This is a genomic window from Serratia sp. szju (assembly GCF_044594185.1).
GTDB lineage: Bacteria > Pseudomonadota > Gammaproteobacteria > Enterobacterales > Enterobacteriaceae > Serratia > Serratia bockelmannii.
The window spans coordinates 1,805,323-1,820,947 of sequence record NZ_CP172576.1 but is presented as its reverse complement, the minus strand read 5'-3'; the positions used below and the strand labels follow the sequence as shown (position 1 = coordinate 1,820,947).

Genomic DNA, 15,625 nt, shown 5'->3' with positions numbered 1-15,625 from the left:
TTGTATTATTCACCACAGTTAATGTGCAACAATACTTACGGTAAGAGCCCCTCCATATCAATAAGTTATACTTTATTGTTTTAATGATAATAATTTATTTTTTAATTAATTTACTTCCAATTAAAATGGACGGCGATTTTGCCTGCGGCGCATCTATCGTTTTTTGTTATAACGATGAGAAAAATTATGCTGAAAAATTTCTTCGTTTTTTCTGGCGTCCACCAACGGCACCGTTCCCAACGACAGATAACGTAAAAGGGGCGGCAGAGCCCGCCCCGAGAGGTCTTACCACATCAGCCGGCCGATCAATGGCGCGGCCACGACCGTAATGATGCCGGCCAGCATCATCACCAAACTCGACACTACGCCCTCCTGCGGCCCCAGCTCATAAGCGCGAGCGGTGCCGGCACCGTGCGACGAGGCGCCAAATCCGGCACCCTTCGCCAGACGGCTGCGCACCGCCAGCCGCAAAAACAAAATATCCCCCACCGCCATGCCGAACACCCCGGTGATCACCACGAACAGCGCCACCAGATCCGGCTGCCCGCCCATCTGTTTGGCGGCCTCCAGCGCGAACGGCGTGGTGATCGACCGCACCGCCAGGCTGCGCTGCACCTCTTCCGGCAATGTCAGCAGGCGCGCCAGCCACACCGAGCTGTACACCGCCACCAGCACCGCGGTCGTTACGCCGGCGGTCAGCGATAGCCAGTGGCGGCGGATGATATGCAGGTTCTCATACACCGGCACCGCGAAAGCGATGGTTGCCGGCCCCAGTAGCCACAGCAGCCAGTGAGTTTCACCAATATAGTCCTGATAGGAGATGTGGGTGACCACCAGCAGCAGCACCAGGATCATTGGCGTCAGCACCAGCGGCATCAGCAACAGCGTGCGCCGGCGGCGATACAGCTTCTTGTTGGCGAAGTACAGCGCCAGCGTCGCCAGAAAACAGGCCAAGCTAAGGATAAAATCATTCATGACGCTGCTTCCGACGCTGCAGCCAAATCTCCAGCCGATACACCCTGTCCACCACCAGCCCGGTGGCGCCCAACGTCAGCATGGTGCTGACCGCGATCACCAAAAAGATCTTCCAGCCCTCGACCATCAACAGCTGGGCATAGTTGACCACCGCCACCACCGCCGGCACGAAAAACAGCAGCATTTCCGCCAGCAGCCAGCGGGAGCCGGCCTTAACCCAGCTCAGCGGCAGAATGCGCAGCAGTATTAGCGCCAGCAGCATCAACATGCCGACGATATTGGCGGGGAGCGGCAGGTGGAATTGTTGCACCAGACGATCGGCGATCAGGAACAGCGCCGCATACAACGCCACCTGAATCGGCACCTGCAAGCGGGTCAGCAGGGAGGGGGCAACGCGGCGTAACGCCAGAGACATGAAAGATGACCTCAAACAATAAATTAACGGCCTACAGTATACGCAGCCGGGAAACCACGCCTGAAATGAATTAAAATTATCGACATCATGCCGTCCGGGAATAGTTTCCCGCCGGTAGCGTCCCCAAGGAGAACCCTAACGTGGATGTCCGCACCCTGCGCTACTTCGTTGAAGTGGTGCGCCAGCAAAGCTTCACCCGCGCCGCGGAAAAACTGTTCGTCACCCAGCCCACCATCAGCAAAATGCTGCGGCATCTGGAGGAGGAGCTGGAATGCACGCTGCTGATCCGCGAAGGCCGCAAGCTGCGCCTGACCGACAGCGGCCAGGCGGTGTATCAGCGTGGCCTGACGATCCTCGACGAATTCCGGCAACTGGAGGCGGAGCTGGAAGACATCAGCTCGGTGAAAAAGGGCGTGCTGCGGCTGGGCATTCCGCCAATGGTGGGCAGGCAGATCGCCGATCTGATCCGCCGCTTTCGCCAAACCTACCCCGGTATCGAATTGAAGATTTCCGAGCTGGGCGGGCTGTCGGTCGAACAGGCAGTGATGTCCGGCGAACTGGATCTGGCGATGACGGTGTTACCCTTCGATTCGGAACAGCCGCTGACCTTTCTGCCGCTGCTGGGCCATCCGATGTGCGTAGTGGCGCCGCGCACGCCGCAGTGGCTCAACCGCACCCGCATCAATATCGCCGAATTGGCCGACAGCCCGATCCTGATTTATAACGAAGACTTTGCGCTTTACAAGATGCTGATGAAGGCGTTTCGCCAGGCCGGTTTTGAACCGCAAATCGCGGTGCGCAGCGGCCAATGGGACTTCCTCGCCTCGATGGTGCAGGCCGGCGTGGGCATCGCCATGCTGCCGGAGCCGGTTTGCCGCTGGCTGGACAAGGAAAACCTGGTCTGGCTGCCGCTGGAGCCGCGCATGGAGTGGAAAATCGGCCTGATCTGGCGTCAGGGCAGCTACCTGTCGCACAGCGCGCAGGCCTGGATCGCCTGCTGCCGCGACTATTGGCCGCCGCTCAAGTAGCCAAAAAACAAGGGCCGCACAGGCGGCCCTTCAGACAGAAATAAAGAGGAAAAACGTTTATTCCTCTTCTGGGGTTTACCCTTCGCGTTCGATCAACAGCGCTTCGAGCAGGTCGAGATCGTGCAGCAGTTTTTGCAGCGTCTCGTTGCTGATTTTCTGCGTGGCGCGCAGGTGGTACAGCTCGCCGCGCTCGGCGCGCAGCGCCGTCAGGCGGAAACGCCGCTCGAGGTTTTCCATCGCCAGCGCATTCTCGATATCGTCTTTCGACGCGATGCGCCGCCGCAGCATGCCCGTTACCCGCGAGCTGACCTCTTTCAACACCTGCGGATCGAGGTTCTCTTCGGTATCGGCAACCAGGCGCTCTTCCATTTTATTCACGCTCTCGATCGCCACCTCGGCCGCCATGGCGATCGCCATGCGCTCTTCGTGCTTGCTGGCGCTCTTGTCGGCCACCTGCACGCCGCGCAGCAGCAGCGGCAACGCCAGCACGCCGACAATCAGCGACAGCAGGATCACCCCGGCGGCGATAAACACCAGCTGATAGCGCGCCGGGAAGGCGGTGCCGTCACTCAGCAACAGCGGTATCGACAGCACGCCGGCCAGGGTAATCGCCCCGCGCACCCCGGCGAACGACGCCACCCACAGCTCACGCGTGCTGTAATCGCCGAACTGCAGCGGACGCTTTTTCATAAAGCGGTTACTGGCCTTCTTCATCACCCACAGCCAGGTGAAACGCAGCACCAGCAGTGCGGCGTAGATGGTGGCCACGTCGGCGAACAGGTACCAGGTCTGGATGGTCGGATCCAGCTCCGCCTGCAGGATGGAGGTTTCAAGAATGCCCGGCAGCTGCAGGCCCAGCATGATGAACACCATGCCGTTGAACACGAACTCCAGCATCGCCCATACGCTGTTGGCGCGCAGACGCATCGCCAGCGGCGCGTTGCGGATCACGCCGGATTGGCTGATGGTCATCCCCGCCGCCACCGCCGCCAGGATGCCGGAGACGCCGATGTGTTCGGCAATCAGGTAAGAAGCGAACGGCAGCAGCAGCAGGAACACGATCTGGGTCGCCGGATCGTCGCCGCTCCAGCGGCTCATCACCCGCAGCGATTTACTGTAGGTCCAGGTGACCGCCACGCCGGCCAACAGGCCGCCGATCGCCACTTTGAGGAATTCAAGGGTCGCGCCGCCCACGGTGAACACCATGGTGCCCATCGCCACCGCGATGGCGAACTTGAGCGACACCAGGCCGGACGCGTCATTCATCAGCGCCTCGCCCTCGAGCACGCCCATGATCGGCTTGGGAATCCGCCCTTTGCCGACGATGCCGGACAGCGCCACGGCATCGGTCGGCGACAGCACCGCCGCCAGCGCGAAGGCCGCCACCAGCGGAATGCCCGGCACCATGGCGTAGATCAGATAACCGACGCCGACCACGGTGATCAGCACCAGCACCAGCGCCAGGCCGAGAATTTCACGCCCGTGATGCAAGAACTCGCGCGTCGGCGTTTTCCAGCCGTCGGCGAACAGCAGCGGCGGGATGAACAGCACCAGGAACAGTTCGGGATCAAAGTCGACGTGCAGCCCGAAATGCGGCCAGGCCAACAGGGCCCCGATGGCGATTTGCATCAGCGGCAGCGGCACCTGGAACGGCAACATGCGCGTCACCACCCCGGACAGGGAGACCACCAGGATCAAAATGAGGATTGTAAAAAAGATTTCCATGCTTTCCTTAGACTCTACGATTCAGACGACATCGGCTCAGGGCCTGCGTTGGTCCCGATAGTAGATCACTTTTTTTACAGCCGTTAAAGCTTGTTGTGCCTTTCAAAACGCGGTGCAGAGCAGAAGAAGACTTATCTTAAGAAGGGAATTGCCGTCACAGGCTCCCCCGCCCGATGGGCGAGGGAAACCCAAGAGGCTTAAATCGCCCAGCCGCCGGCGTAGAACGCCACCAGCGCCACGGCGATCAGCACGGTGCCGATGTTCAGCTTACGCCATTCGCCGGAGAAGATGCGGCCGATGACCAGCGAGCTGAAGCCCAGCATGATGCCGGTGACGATGTTGCAGGTCAGCACGATGAACACCGCGCACAGCAGGCCGGCCATTGCGTCGACGAAGTCGTTGAAGTCCAGCTTGGTGACGTTGCTCAGCATCAGCAGGCCGACGTACATCAGCGCCGGCGCGGTGGCGTAGACCGGCACCAGATAGGCCAGCGGCGACAGGAACAGGATCAGCAGGAACAGGATGCCGACCACGGTGGCGGTCAGGCCGGTTTTGCCGCCCGCGGCGGTGCCGGCAGCGGACTCGATGTAGACCGCGGCGGGCGCGGCGCCCACCAGGCCGGAGAAGATGCTGCTCAGGGAATCCGAGGTCAGCGCCTTGCCGCCGTTGATGATCTGCCCGTCTTTATCCAGCAGGTTGGCCTGCCCGGCCACCGCGCGGATGGTGCCGGTGGCGTCGAACACCGCGGTCATCACCAACGCCAGCACGCTCGGCAACACCACCGGTTGCAACGCGCCCATGATATCCAGACTGAAGATCAACGATTTGCCGTCAGCGTCCGCCAGGCTCGGCATGGCGAACAGCCCCTGGTATTTCACCGCCGGATCGACGATCAGGCCGATGATGGAAATGGCGATGATCACCAGCAGAATGCCGCCGGGCACGCGCAGCTTCTCCAGGCCGAAGATCACCGCCAGGCCGACCAGCGTCATCACCACCGGGAAGGAGGTGAAGGCGCCAAGCGCCACCGGCAGGCCATCCAGCGGGTTCTTCACCACCAGGCCGACACCGTTGGCGGCGATCAGCAGCAGGAACAGACCGATGCCGATGCCGGTGCCGTGCGCCACGCCCATCGGCAGGTTACGCAGGATCCAGGCGCGGATGCCGGTGACCGAGATGACGGTAAACAGCACGCCCATCACGAACACCGCGCCCAGCGCCACCGGAATGCTGATGTGCTGGCCCAGCACCAGGCTGAAGGCGGTGAAAGCGGTCAATGAAATCGCACAGCCGATGGCCATCGGCAGGTTAGCCCACAGCCCCATCAGCAGCGAGCCCAGCCCGGCCACCAGGCAGGTAGAGACAAACACCGCCGCCGGCGGGAAACCCGCTTTGCCCAGCATGCTCGGCACCACGATCACCGAGTACACCATCGCCAGGAAGGTGGTCAGCCCCGCCACCACTTCCTGTCGCACGCTGCTGCCGCGCGCGGAAATTTTAAAATAGCCATCAAGCCCGCCGGTTGGTTTTGCGGCGTGGTTCGCTTGAGAGTTCGACATAGGTTACTTCCCCTGTGTTTCATTAATCGGCCCGTCACAGCAGGCCTGTCATCTCGCCCGCGCCCGATCGCCACGTAATCGTTTACGTCACGTTCCGCTTCCTTGCCCTTCCGTCGCATCGCCAACGGCAATGCGCACCAAGGCAAACGTTTAACTCGCAGCGCGCGGTACGGGTAATTTATGGTGGTTTATTCAAGGCAAACGATTATCCTGCCTTCCATGGCGTCTAATCAACTAAAGATCGCGGCAATTTATGCAGAAAGTGGCGGGAATGGCGTCTGCACGATAAAACCGGGGCGACGGACGCCCCGGCGAGATTATTGCGCCTGTACCGCAGCGGGATCCATATACATCAATTCCCAGATATGGCCGTCCAGGTCCTGAAAGCCATGGCCGTACATCATGCCGTAGTCGCGTGGCTGATGATAAGTGTTGCCGCCACCGGCGATCGCCTTGCGCACCAGTTCGTCCACCGCCGCCCGGCTGGGTTGCGACAGGCACACCAGCACCTCGGTGGCCTGTTTGGCGTCGCCGATCGGGTTCGGGGTAAACATCCTGAATTTGTCATGGGTCAGCAGCATCACGTAAATCGTGTCGCTGACCACCATGCACGCGGCGGTATCGTCGGTAAATTGCGGGTTGAAAGCGAACCCCAGGTGGGTGAAAAACGCCATCGAGGCGGGCAGATCGCGTACGGGTAGGTTAACGAAGATTTGCGTAGCCATGGGCTACCTCCGATGAAGAATGACCCCATCGAGTATAGCCCATCCGCTTAACTCAGCAGGTTGTAAGGGCCGCCCTGCTCCAATGCCCGCTGGTAGGCGGGCCGGGCATGAATGCGCTGCAGGAAGCCGCGCAGTTTCGGGCAATTGTCCAACGCGCCGCGCGCCGCCATCGCCTCCAGCGGAAAGCTCATCTGAATATCCGCCGCGCTGAAATCGTTGCCGACAAACCAGCTGCCCTTGTTCAGGTGCTGTTCGAGGTATTCGCAGTGCGGCGCGATCTGTTTGTCGAGGTATTCGCGCTGCACGCCCTTGCCGATCGCGCCGGCCACCGGCCGCAGCAGCCAGGGGATCGGCGGCTGGCCAAGGCGGCTGAACACCAGCTTCATCACCAACAGCGGCATCAGCGATCCTTCGGCGTAGTGCAGCCAATAGCGATACTGCTGGCGCGCGTGGAAGTCGGTCGGCATGAACATGCCCTGTGCGTCATAGGCTTCCTGCAAGTATTCGATGATGGCGCCGGATTCCGCCAGCGTCAGATCGCCGTCGACGATCACCGGCGATTTGCCCAGCGGATGGATCTTTTTCAGCGCCGCCGGTGCCAGCAGGGTCTGCGGATCGCGCTCGTAGCGTTGCACCTGATAGGGCACACCCAGCTCTTCCAAAAACCACAGAATGCGCTGCGATCGCGAGTGGTTGAGATGATGAACAATGATCATGACGAAGCCTCTGTCCGCTGCCACACCAGTTCGCCAACCTGCACGCCGTTGCCGAGCTGCAAGGGCACCGTGCGCAACGTCAGCCGATCGCCGCTGAAAGCGTAAAAACGCACCTGACGGCTGCCTACCCAATTGGGGAACGAACAGCCTTCGACCTGATGCACCACCCGCTGTTCGCTTTCCTCCACCTGATAGTGGCCGAAGTAGCAAATCATATTGATGAAGGCGGCGCGGATCTCCCGCTCAGACCCCTGCGCCAAATCGTCGGCGGCGAAACGCGGCCGCACGGCGCTATACAGCTGCGCCGCCATCGTGCCGTTGGCCTCATAGTGGATGCGCCCCAACACCTGCTCGCCCAGCGGGTAATTCAGCTCGCCGTTCTGGTTTTTGAACACCGACGACACCAGCGCCCAGCTGCCGATAAACGCGTTTACCGTCATTACGCTTCTCCGGTTAAAGATCCTCTGTAAAGGGTAGTGGCGATTTTTACCGCGCGCCAGCGGGTGAAAAACAATCAGTTTATTTGACAGAGATACTCAAAACTCTCCGATTTTTTATTCACACCCGGTGCACTACTATTTAACACATCGAGAGGCAACGGGCTCTCACCTAACAAATACTCTGAGGAACACATCATGAAAAACGTCAAAATTTTTGCTACCGCTGCGCTGCTGGCTACCGCTTCTTTCGCTACCTTCGCCGCTGACCTGCCTTCCAGCCAACCCGCTGCAGACGCCCAAAAAATCGGCGTAATCTCCGTTAGCGGCGCCACCAACCTGAGCGCGCTGGAAAGCGAACTGGCCAGCAAAGCCGCCGCGTCGGGCGCCAGTTCCTACCGCATCGTCGCCGCCGGTGGCCAGAACAAACTGTACGGCACCGCAGAAATCTTCAACTGATCGTCGAACAGCCAACCGACGGAAGAAAGAAGCCCCGCAAGGGGCTTTTCTCGTTGTGGGCAGGCAAAGCTCTTTGTGAACAGTGGCCGCCGGACATTTCACCGATACTGGGAATAACGCCTTACCCTCACCCACTTTGGAGAAATAACATGACCACAGCACATCCTCTGCAAGGCAAAGTCGCATTCGTCCAAGGCGGCTCACGCGGCATCGGCGCCGCCATCGTGAAACGGTTGGCGAGTGAAGGGGCCGCGGTCGCCTTTACCTACGCCACCTCGGCCGATCGCGCCGAAGCGGTGGCAAGCGCCGTTACCGCCGCCGGCGGCAAAGCCCTCGCCATCAGGGCCGACAGCGCCGATGCGGCGGCGCTGCAGCAGGCGGTGCGTCAGGCCGTCAGCCACTTCGGCAACCTGGATATTTTGGTGAACAACGCCGGGGTGTTTACACTGGGCGGCACCGAAGCGCTGGCGCTGGACGATCTGGATCGCATGCTAGCGGTCAACGTGCGCAGCGTGTTCGTCGCCAGCCAGGAAGCGGCGCGCCACATGAATGACGGCGGGCGCATCATCCACATCGGCAGCACCAACGCCGAGCGCGTGCCGTTCGGCGGTGCGGCGGTGTATGCGATGAGCAAATCGGCGCTGATCGGCCTGACCAAAGGCATGGCGCGCGATCTCGGCCCGCGCGGCATCACCGTCAATAACGTGCAGCCCGGCCCGGTAGACACCGAGATGAACCCGGACGCCGGCGAATTCGCCGATCAGCTCAAGCAGCTGATGGCGATCGGCCGCTACGGCAAAGATGAAGAGATCGCCAGCTTCGTCGCCTACCTCGCCGGCCCGCAGGCGGGTTACATCACCGGCGCCAGCCTGAGCATCGACGGCGGTTTCTCGGCGTAACGTCCAAGCCCCGTAAGGGGCTTTTTATTTATTCGCCTGTCGCGGAGTGTAAGCCTGAAGGTCGATACATACCCGTTCGCCACCCCCGCTATACCCCACCAATACCGCTTGAAAGACAACAATCGAATCAGTTTATGCACAAAAACGGAATAGTTTATTGACGATTCTGTTATTTATTCACCTCATCGTCCCCTTTATCCTTCGCTCCATCGTGTCGTACCGGACACCCTTATTTTTCGAATTGTCGAACACAGGATAAAGATATGAAAACCATGACCACCGTTATTTCACTCGCTCTGTTTTCCATGTTGTCGTTTAACGCCGCAGCAGAAAGCGTTACCGCAACCGGTAGAACGCTGGACTCCACCGAAGCTCTCATCGCTAAAAAAGCGCAAGAGGCCGGTGCAAGCGGCTACAAAATCACCAGCGCCTACATGGGCAATTTCGTCACCATGAGTGCAGCGCTGAAAAAATAATATCAATGACGCCGCTCGCACGGCGTTATTTATTTCCGCATAAGGAAGTCATCGTCGGGTGGTTATTCGCCATGCTTTATAAAGCATTACGCTAAAACACCCGCGTACTAAAAATGAGCCTCTTTCTCCACCGGTTATTATTCGGCGGCCTGACGTCGCCTATGTCCGGACGGTTCATTTTCATTCACTCTGCACTACGTCGTTATAAGGATGAGTCACTGATGAAATCATTGTATCGCCTCTCCCTCTTGCTGCCTTTGCTTGCCACAGTGCCTGCACAGGCCGCAGAGTCCGCCGCTCAGCCGTCAGACTGGTACCCTTCTGTTTACGGTGCAAAAGACGAAATCGGCGCCGCCAACCTGCTCACGCCGGAAGGGGTACTACAGTCCGTGCAACTGGTAAAACAGGGCAAGACATTGTCATTGGCGGTTCCCGTCGATAAAGATTTCCCGGCGTTCCGCCACCGTAGCTTCCGTTTATATAATATTCAGCCTGGTCAGCAGGACGGCAAAACGCTTGGCCCAAATAAATTCACCTTTAATGATGAATTGGTGAATGCCTGGACCGGCGTCGGCACCCAGTTGAACGGTATAGGCCATATCGGCATCGACAACGTTTATTATAACGGCAATAAGGCGGCGGACTTCGTCACCGTAGATGGCGTGAAAAAATTGGGCGTGGAAAAAGTGCCGCCCATGGTCACCCGCGGCGTGGTGCTCGATATGACGGCTTATTATCATAAAGACATCGTTCCGGGCGGCACCGAATTTTCCGTTGCGGATATTCAAGCGGTGCTTAAGAAGCAGGGCATTAGCTTAAGAAAAGGCGACGTTGTTTTATTTAATACCGGTTGGCTGGAGCTGATTGGTAAGGACAATAAAAAATTCCTGGAGGTCGAACCGGGTATCGGCATGGAAGCGGCGAAGTGGCTGGCTGACCAAGGCATCGTGGCCTTTGGCGGTGATACCTGGGCTTCCGAAGTGTACCCTAACCCGAAAAATGACGAAGAGTTCCCGGTCAACCAATACCTGCTGGCCAAGCGCGGCGTCTATAACCTGGAACTGATCGACAGCCGCCCACTGGTGCGCACGAAAACCTGGGAATTCCTGTTCGTGCTGGGGCAACCGCTGTATGTCGGTTCAACGCAGGTCAACATCAACCCGGTAGCAATTTACTGATTGGCGACACCGCCGCAGAAAATCGGCAGCGAGCGCCCACAAAAAACCCCGCCTGAGCGGGGTTTTTTTAGCACTGTCGCCAGGCTTAGAACGGGATATCGTCGTCAAAATCCATTGGCGGTTCGTTGCTGCTGGCCGCCGGAGCGCTGTTCTGCGCCGGACGAGACTGCTGCTGGCCGCCGCTGAACTGGTTGCCGCCCTGTGGCTGCTGAGGCTGGCCCCAACCGCCCTGGCCGCCGGCAGATTGACCGGCCGGTGCGCCGCCGCCCTGACGGCCGCCCAGCATCTGCATGGTACCGCCAACGTTAACCACCACTTCGGTGGTGTATTTTTCCACGCCGGACTGATCGGTCCATTTACGCGTCTGCAGGGAGCCTTCGATGTAGACCTGAGAGCCTTTACGCAGGTATTCGCCCGCCACTTCGGCCAGTTTGCCGAACAGCACGACGCGGTGCCACTCGGTCTTCTCTTTCTGTTCGCCGGTCGCCTTGTCACGCCAGCTTTCGGAGGTCGCCAGGGTAATGTTGGCCACTGCGCCGCCGTTCGGCATGTAACGGACTTCTGGATCCTGACCCAGATTCCCGACCAGAATTACTTTGTTTACGCCTCTGCTGGCCATGAGCACTTCTCCCGATGATTGATTTCTACACAGTATAAACGCGTCAGTTTACCACGCTGAGTACGAAACCACACCCGTGTTGATAAGTGCGAATTGCATTCCAGAATTGTCTTTTCGATCGACCTTGTTGCATTCTCATACTGGATATTCATTCAGGTTTTTTTGTGTCATAATTATGCGTTTCGACCAGGCTGTGCCGGTTTTTTGCGAGATCCATCACAAAATCCCCCGCAAAAATCGCGACAGGCGCGGTGTATCATCAAGACGGGAAGTGTAAATGGACAATATCGAAGTTCGTGGTGCTCGAACCCATAATCTGAAAAACATCAACCTGATCATCCCGCGTGACAAACTGATCGTCGTCACCGGCCTGTCCGGTTCCGGCAAGTCTTCGCTGGCTTTCGATACGCTGTACGCCGAAGGGCAGCGGCGCTATGTCGAATCACTCTCCGCCTATGCGCGCCAGTTCCTGTCGCTGATGGAAAAGCCGGACGTCGACCATATTGAAGGTCTGTCGCCGGCGATCTCCATCGAGCAGAAATCCACCTCGCACAACCCGCGATCCACGGTCGGCACCATCACCGAGATCCACGACTACCTGCGCCTGCTGTTCGCCCGCGTCGGCGAGCCGCGCTGCCCGGATCACCATGTGCCGCTGGCGGCGCAAACCGTCAGCCAGATGGTCGACAACGTGCTGAGCCAGCCGGAAGGCAAGCGCCTGATGCTGCTGGCGCCGGTGGTGAAAGATCGCAAGGGCGAACACACCAAAACGCTGGAAAACCTGGCCGCTCAGGGCTATATCCGCGCGCGCATCGACGGTGAAGTGTGCGATCTGTCCGATCCGCCGAAGCTGGAGCTGCAGAAAAAACACACCATCGAAGTGGTGGTCGACCGTTTCAAGGTGCGCGACGACATGGCGCAGCGCCTGGCCGAATCGTTCGAAACCGCGCTGGAGCTCTCGGGCGGCACCGCGGTGGTGGCGGACATGGACGACGAAAAAGCGGACGAGCTGCTGTTCTCCGCCAACTTCGCCTGCCCGATCTGCGGCTACAGCATGCGCGAACTGGAACCGCGCCTGTTTTCCTTCAACAACCCGGCCGGCGCCTGCCCGACCTGCGACGGCCTGGGCGTGCAACAGTTCTTCGATCCGGATCGCGTGGTGCAAAACCCCGAGCTATCGCTGGCCGGCGGCGCGATCCGCGGCTGGGATCGCCGCAACTTCTACTATTTCCAGATGCTGCGTTCACTGGCGGAGCACTATAAGTTCGACGTCGAAGCGCCGTTCAACACCCTGAGCGCCGACGTACAGAAGGCGGTGCTGAGCGGCTCCGGCAAAGAGTCGATCGAATTCAAATACATCAACGATCGCGGTGACACCACCGTGCGCCGCCATCCGTTCGAAGGCGTGCTGCACAACATGGAGCGCCGCTATAAAGAGACCGAATCCAGCGCGGTGCGCGAAGAGCTGGCGAAGTTCATCAGCAACCGCCCTTGCGCCTCGTGTCACGGCACCCGTCTGCGCGAAGAAGCGCGCAACGTGTTCGTCGAAGACACCACGCTGCCGGAAATCTCCGATCTGAGCATCGGCCATGCGATGACCTTCTTCCAGAACATGAAGCTCAGCGGCCAGCGCGCCAAGATCGCCGAGAAAGTGCTGAAAGAGATCGGCGATCGCCTGAAATTCCTGGTGAACGTCGGCCTGAACTACCTGTCGTTGTCCCGGTCGGCGGAAACGCTCTCCGGCGGTGAAGCGCAGCGTATTCGTTTGGCCAGCCAGATCGGCGCCGGCCTGGTGGGCGTGATGTACGTGCTGGATGAGCCGTCGATCGGCCTGCACCAGCGCGATAACGAGCGCCTGCTGGAAACGCTGATCCACCTGCGTAACCTCGGCAACACGGTGATCGTGGTGGAGCATGACGAAGACGCCATCCGCGCCGCCGACCACGTGATCGACATCGGCCCCGGCGCCGGCGTGCACGGCGGCCAGGTGGTGGCAGAAGGCACCGTCGACGACATCATGGCGCAGCCGGAATCGCTGACCGGCCAGTTCCTCAGCGGCAAGCGCGAGATCGCCATTCCCGCGCAGCGTGTGCCGGCCGATCCGACCAAAGTGTTGAAGCTGAGCGGCGCGCGCGGCAACAACCTGAAGGACGTGACGCTGACGCTGCCGGTCGGTCTGTTTACCTGCATCACCGGCGTGTCCGGCTCCGGCAAATCGACGCTGATCAACGATACGCTGTTCCCGATCGCCCAGCGCCAGCTTAACGGCGCCACCATCGCCGAGCCGGCGCCGTTCCGCGAAGTGACCGGCCTGGAACATTTCGACAAGGTGATCGACATCGATCAGAGCCCGATCGGCCGTACGCCACGCTCCAACCCGGCCACCTACACCGGTATCTTCACCCCGGTGCGCGAGCTGTTCGCCGGCGTGCCGGAATCGCGCAGCCGCGGTTATACGCCGGGCCGCTTCAGCTTCAACGTCAAGGGTGGGCGCTGTGAAGCCTGCCAGGGCGACGGGGTGATCAAGGTCGAAATGCACTTCCTGCCGGACATCTACGTGCCGTGCGACCAGTGCAAGGGCAAACGCTATAACCGCGAAACGCTCGAAGTGAAGTACAAAGGCAAGAGCATCCACGAAGTGCTGGAGATGACCATCGAAGAAGCGCGTGACTTCTTCGACGCAGTGCCGGCGCTGGCGCGCAAGCTGCAGACCCTGATGGATGTCGGCCTGTCCTACATCCGCCTCGGCCAGTCGGCCACCACGCTCTCCGGCGGGGAGGCGCAGCGCGTCAAGCTGGCGCGCGAGCTGTCGAAACGCGGCACCGGCCAGACGCTGTATATTCTCGACGAACCGACTACCGGCCTGCACTTCGCCGATATCCAACAGCTGTTGGCGGTGCTGCATCAGTTGCGCGATCAGGGCAATACCATCGTGGTCATCGAGCATAACCTGGACGTGATCAAGACCGCCGACTGGATCGTCGATCTGGGGCCGGAAGGCGGCAGCGGCGGCGGCGAGATCCTGGTCGCCGGCACGCCAGAAACCGTGGCCGAGTGTGAAAAATCGCACACCGCGCGCTTCCTGAAACCGCTGTTGAACAAGTAATATCGCCAACGTGCGGGCCGTCGTTCAGGCGACCCGCACGCTGACCCGTTTCATTGCAATCAAACAGAAACGGGCAAGATTTCGACATTTTCAGGCATTTCCCTCCGCACTCACTGCTTTTATCATCAATGTTCCCTCGGCGGCCGCCCTGTCTGATTCAGGCCGCATCTCACCGGCACTCCGCTGCCGGCCAAGCGTTGTCCCCCCTACATTGATAACTGGAGCGACCATGAACATTACCCATGCCTATGCCGCGCATGATGCGAAGTCTGCGCTGGTGCCTTTCGATTACCCACCCCGCGCCCTGCGCGACCACGATGTGCAAATTCAGGTGTTGTTCTGCGGTGTCTGCCATTCGGACCTGCATCAGGCTCGCAACGAATGGAGCAATACGATTTACCCGGTAGTGCCGGGCCATGAAATCGTCGGGCGCGTCAGCGCCGTCGGCGGCCATGTCTCGCGTTACCGGGTCGGCGATCTGGTCGGCGTCGGTTGCATGGTGGATTCCTGCCGCAGCTGTCCGAGCTGCGATGAGGGGTTGGAACAGTATTGCGAGAACGGCTTTACCGGCACCTATAACGGCCAGGATCGCCAGACCGGCGCCGTCACCTATGGCGGCTACTCCACCAATCTGGTGGTAGATCAGGACTTCGTGCTGCGCGTGCCGGAAAATCTCGATCCGGCCGGGGTCGCACCGCTGCTGTGCGCCGGCATCACCACCTATTCGCCGCTGCGCCAGTGGGGCGCGGGGCCAGGCAAAAAGGTCGGCATCGTCGGCCTCGGCGGGCTGGGGCACATGGGCGTCAAACTGGCGCGGGCGATGGGCGCGCACGTGGTGCTGTTCACCACCTCGCCGTCGAAAATCGAAGACGCCAAGCGCCTCGGCGCCCATGAAGTGGTGATTTCGCGCAACCCGGATGAAATGGCGCAGCACGTTAATAGCTTCGACTTCATCCTCAACACGGTAGCGGCTCAGCACGATCTGAACCCGTTCCTCAACTTGCTGCGCCGCGACGGCACCCTGACGCTGGTCGGCGCGCCGGAGCACGATCATCCGTCGCCGCAGGTGTTCAACCTGATCATGAAGCGCCGCCGTATCGCCGGTTCGCTGATCGGCGGCATCGCGGAAACGCAAGAGATGCTGGACTTCTGCGGCCAACACGGCATCACGTCCGATATCGAGCTGATCCCGATGCAGCAAATTAATGAGGCCTATGAGCGCATGCTGAAAAGTGACGTGAAGTACCGCTTCGTGGTGGATATCGACTCGCTGCGAGCCTGATGACAGCGGGCGCCCGGCGGCGCCCG

At 59.9% G+C, this 15,625-nt stretch carries 15 protein-coding genes; 7 read left to right on the top strand and 8 right to left on the bottom strand.

Annotated elements, in window-relative coordinates:
* Positions 1-285: 285 nt before the first annotated feature.
* Together RE418_RS08630 and RE418_RS08625 are read right to left on the bottom strand one after the other, a co-directional pair.
* A complete protein-coding gene (locus RE418_RS08630; RefSeq protein ID WP_004936833.1) occupies positions 286-975 on the bottom strand; it encodes an LrgB family protein in 690 nt (229 codons plus the stop codon).
* On the bottom strand, positions 968-1,390 hold the full coding sequence (locus tag RE418_RS08625) for a CidA/LrgA family protein (RefSeq protein ID WP_004936830.1): 423 nt from the start codon (positions 1,388-1,390) through the stop codon (positions 968-970). The genes RE418_RS08630 and RE418_RS08625 overlap by 8 nt, the downstream gene beginning before the upstream one ends.
* Before the next feature lie 140 nt (positions 1,391-1,530).
* On the opposite strand from RE418_RS08625, the gene RE418_RS08620 reads away from it, so the two are divergent.
* The gene (locus RE418_RS08620) at positions 1,531-2,418 is read left to right on the top strand and encodes a LysR family transcriptional regulator (protein ID WP_025304429.1); all 888 of its coding nucleotides are present in this window, start codon (positions 1,531-1,533) and stop codon (positions 2,416-2,418) included.
* A 75-nt stretch (positions 2,419-2,493) separates the two neighbouring features.
* Here RE418_RS08620 and RE418_RS08615 read toward each other — a convergent pair whose 3' ends face one another.
* The 5 genes from RE418_RS08615 to RE418_RS08595 form a co-directional block, all read right to left on the bottom strand.
* The gene (locus RE418_RS08615; RefSeq protein WP_025304430.1) at positions 2,494-4,143 is read right to left on the bottom strand and encodes a Na+/H+ antiporter; all 1,650 of its coding nucleotides are present in this window, start codon (positions 4,141-4,143) and stop codon (positions 2,494-2,496) included.
* 197 nt (positions 4,144-4,340) lie between these two features.
* Positions 4,341-5,702, bottom strand: a complete 1,362-nt coding sequence (locus RE418_RS08610) for an NCS2 family permease (RefSeq protein WP_025304431.1) — start codon at positions 5,700-5,702, stop codon at positions 4,341-4,343.
* A gap of 317 nt (positions 5,703-6,019) precedes the next feature.
* Positions 6,020-6,427 (bottom strand): VOC family protein, encoded by a 408-nt coding sequence (locus tag RE418_RS08605; RefSeq protein WP_025304432.1) that lies wholly within the window; start codon positions 6,425-6,427, stop codon positions 6,020-6,022.
* 47 nt (positions 6,428-6,474) lie between these two features.
* Positions 6,475-7,143, bottom strand: a complete 669-nt coding sequence (locus RE418_RS08600) for a glutathione S-transferase family protein (protein ID WP_043139706.1) — start codon at positions 7,141-7,143, stop codon at positions 6,475-6,477.
* Positions 7,140-7,583: a lipocalin-like domain-containing protein gene (locus RE418_RS08595; protein ID WP_025304434.1), complete on the bottom strand. Its 444-nt coding sequence runs from the start codon at positions 7,581-7,583 to the stop codon at positions 7,140-7,142. The genes RE418_RS08600 and RE418_RS08595 overlap by 4 nt, the downstream gene beginning before the upstream one ends.
* 195 nt (positions 7,584-7,778) lie before the next feature.
* Here RE418_RS08595 and RE418_RS08590 point away from each other — a divergent pair, with 195 nt between their 5' ends.
* The 4 genes from RE418_RS08590 (at position 7,779) to RE418_RS08575 (ending at position 10,592) form a co-directional block, all read left to right on the top strand.
* Complete coding sequence (locus RE418_RS08590) at positions 7,779-8,039, top strand: YdgH/BhsA/McbA-like domain containing protein (protein WP_099816661.1); 261 nt, start codon at positions 7,779-7,781, stop codon at positions 8,037-8,039.
* A gap of 149 nt (positions 8,040-8,188) precedes the next feature.
* Complete coding sequence (locus tag RE418_RS08585; RefSeq protein WP_141999050.1) at positions 8,189-8,938, top strand: 3-oxoacyl-ACP reductase family protein; 750 nt, start codon at positions 8,189-8,191, stop codon at positions 8,936-8,938.
* 263 nt (positions 8,939-9,201) lie between these two features.
* Positions 9,202-9,414, top strand: a complete 213-nt coding sequence (locus RE418_RS08580) for a DUF1471 domain-containing protein (protein ID WP_169540438.1) — start codon at positions 9,202-9,204, stop codon at positions 9,412-9,414.
* Between the two features lie 113 nt (positions 9,415-9,527).
* Positions 9,528-10,592: a cyclase family protein gene (locus RE418_RS08575; RefSeq protein ID WP_237651423.1), complete on the top strand. Its 1,065-nt coding sequence runs from the start codon at positions 9,528-9,530 to the stop codon at positions 10,590-10,592.
* An 85-nt stretch (positions 10,593-10,677) separates the two neighbouring features.
* On the opposite strand, the gene ssb1 is transcribed toward RE418_RS08575, so the two are convergent.
* The gene (gene ssb1, locus RE418_RS08570) at positions 10,678-11,211 is read right to left on the bottom strand and encodes a single-stranded DNA-binding protein SSB1 (protein WP_063988542.1); all 534 of its coding nucleotides are present in this window, start codon (positions 11,209-11,211) and stop codon (positions 10,678-10,680) included.
* 277 nt (positions 11,212-11,488) lie between these two features.
* Between ssb1 and uvrA the strand changes: the two genes are divergently transcribed.
* Together uvrA and RE418_RS08560 are read left to right on the top strand one after the other, a co-directional pair.
* A complete protein-coding gene (uvrA, locus tag RE418_RS08565; protein WP_049208298.1) occupies positions 11,489-14,317 on the top strand; it encodes an excinuclease ABC subunit UvrA in 2,829 nt (942 codons plus the stop codon).
* A gap of 229 nt (positions 14,318-14,546) precedes the next feature.
* Complete coding sequence (locus RE418_RS08560; RefSeq protein ID WP_043139692.1) at positions 14,547-15,599, top strand: NAD(P)-dependent alcohol dehydrogenase; 1,053 nt, start codon at positions 14,547-14,549, stop codon at positions 15,597-15,599.
* Positions 15,600-15,625 lie beyond the last annotated feature (26 nt).

Coding starts and splice junctions, on each gene's coding strand:
- RE418_RS08590 (WP_099816661.1), top strand. CDS start 7,779: ATGAAAAACGTCAAAATTTTTGCTACCGCTGCGCTGCTGGCTACCGCT.
- ssb1 (WP_063988542.1), bottom strand. CDS start 11,211: ATGGCCAGCAGAGGCGTAAACAAAGTAATTCTGGTCGGGAATCTGGGT.
- RE418_RS08600 (WP_043139706.1), bottom strand. CDS start 7,143: ATGATCATTGTTCATCATCTCAACCACTCGCGATCGCAGCGCATTCTG.
- RE418_RS08595 (WP_025304434.1), bottom strand. CDS start 7,583: ATGACGGTAAACGCGTTTATCGGCAGCTGGGCGCTGGTGTCGTCGGTG.
- RE418_RS08560 (WP_043139692.1), top strand. CDS start 14,547: ATGAACATTACCCATGCCTATGCCGCGCATGATGCGAAGTCTGCGCTG.
- RE418_RS08580 (WP_169540438.1), top strand. CDS start 9,202: ATGAAAACCATGACCACCGTTATTTCACTCGCTCTGTTTTCCATGTTG.
- RE418_RS08615 (WP_025304430.1), bottom strand. CDS start 4,143: ATGGAAATCTTTTTTACAATCCTCATTTTGATCCTGGTGGTCTCCCTG.
- uvrA (WP_049208298.1), top strand. CDS start 11,489: ATGGACAATATCGAAGTTCGTGGTGCTCGAACCCATAATCTGAAAAAC.
- RE418_RS08630 (WP_004936833.1), bottom strand. CDS start 975: ATGAATGATTTTATCCTTAGCTTGGCCTGTTTTCTGGCGACGCTGGCG.
- RE418_RS08625 (WP_004936830.1), bottom strand. CDS start 1,390: ATGTCTCTGGCGTTACGCCGCGTTGCCCCCTCCCTGCTGACCCGCTTG.
- RE418_RS08605 (WP_025304432.1), bottom strand. CDS start 6,427: ATGGCTACGCAAATCTTCGTTAACCTACCCGTACGCGATCTGCCCGCC.
- RE418_RS08610 (WP_025304431.1), bottom strand. CDS start 5,702: ATGTCGAACTCTCAAGCGAACCACGCCGCAAAACCAACCGGCGGGCTT.
- RE418_RS08575 (WP_237651423.1), top strand. CDS start 9,528: ATGAGCCTCTTTCTCCACCGGTTATTATTCGGCGGCCTGACGTCGCCT.
- RE418_RS08585 (WP_141999050.1), top strand. CDS start 8,189: ATGACCACAGCACATCCTCTGCAAGGCAAAGTCGCATTCGTCCAAGGC.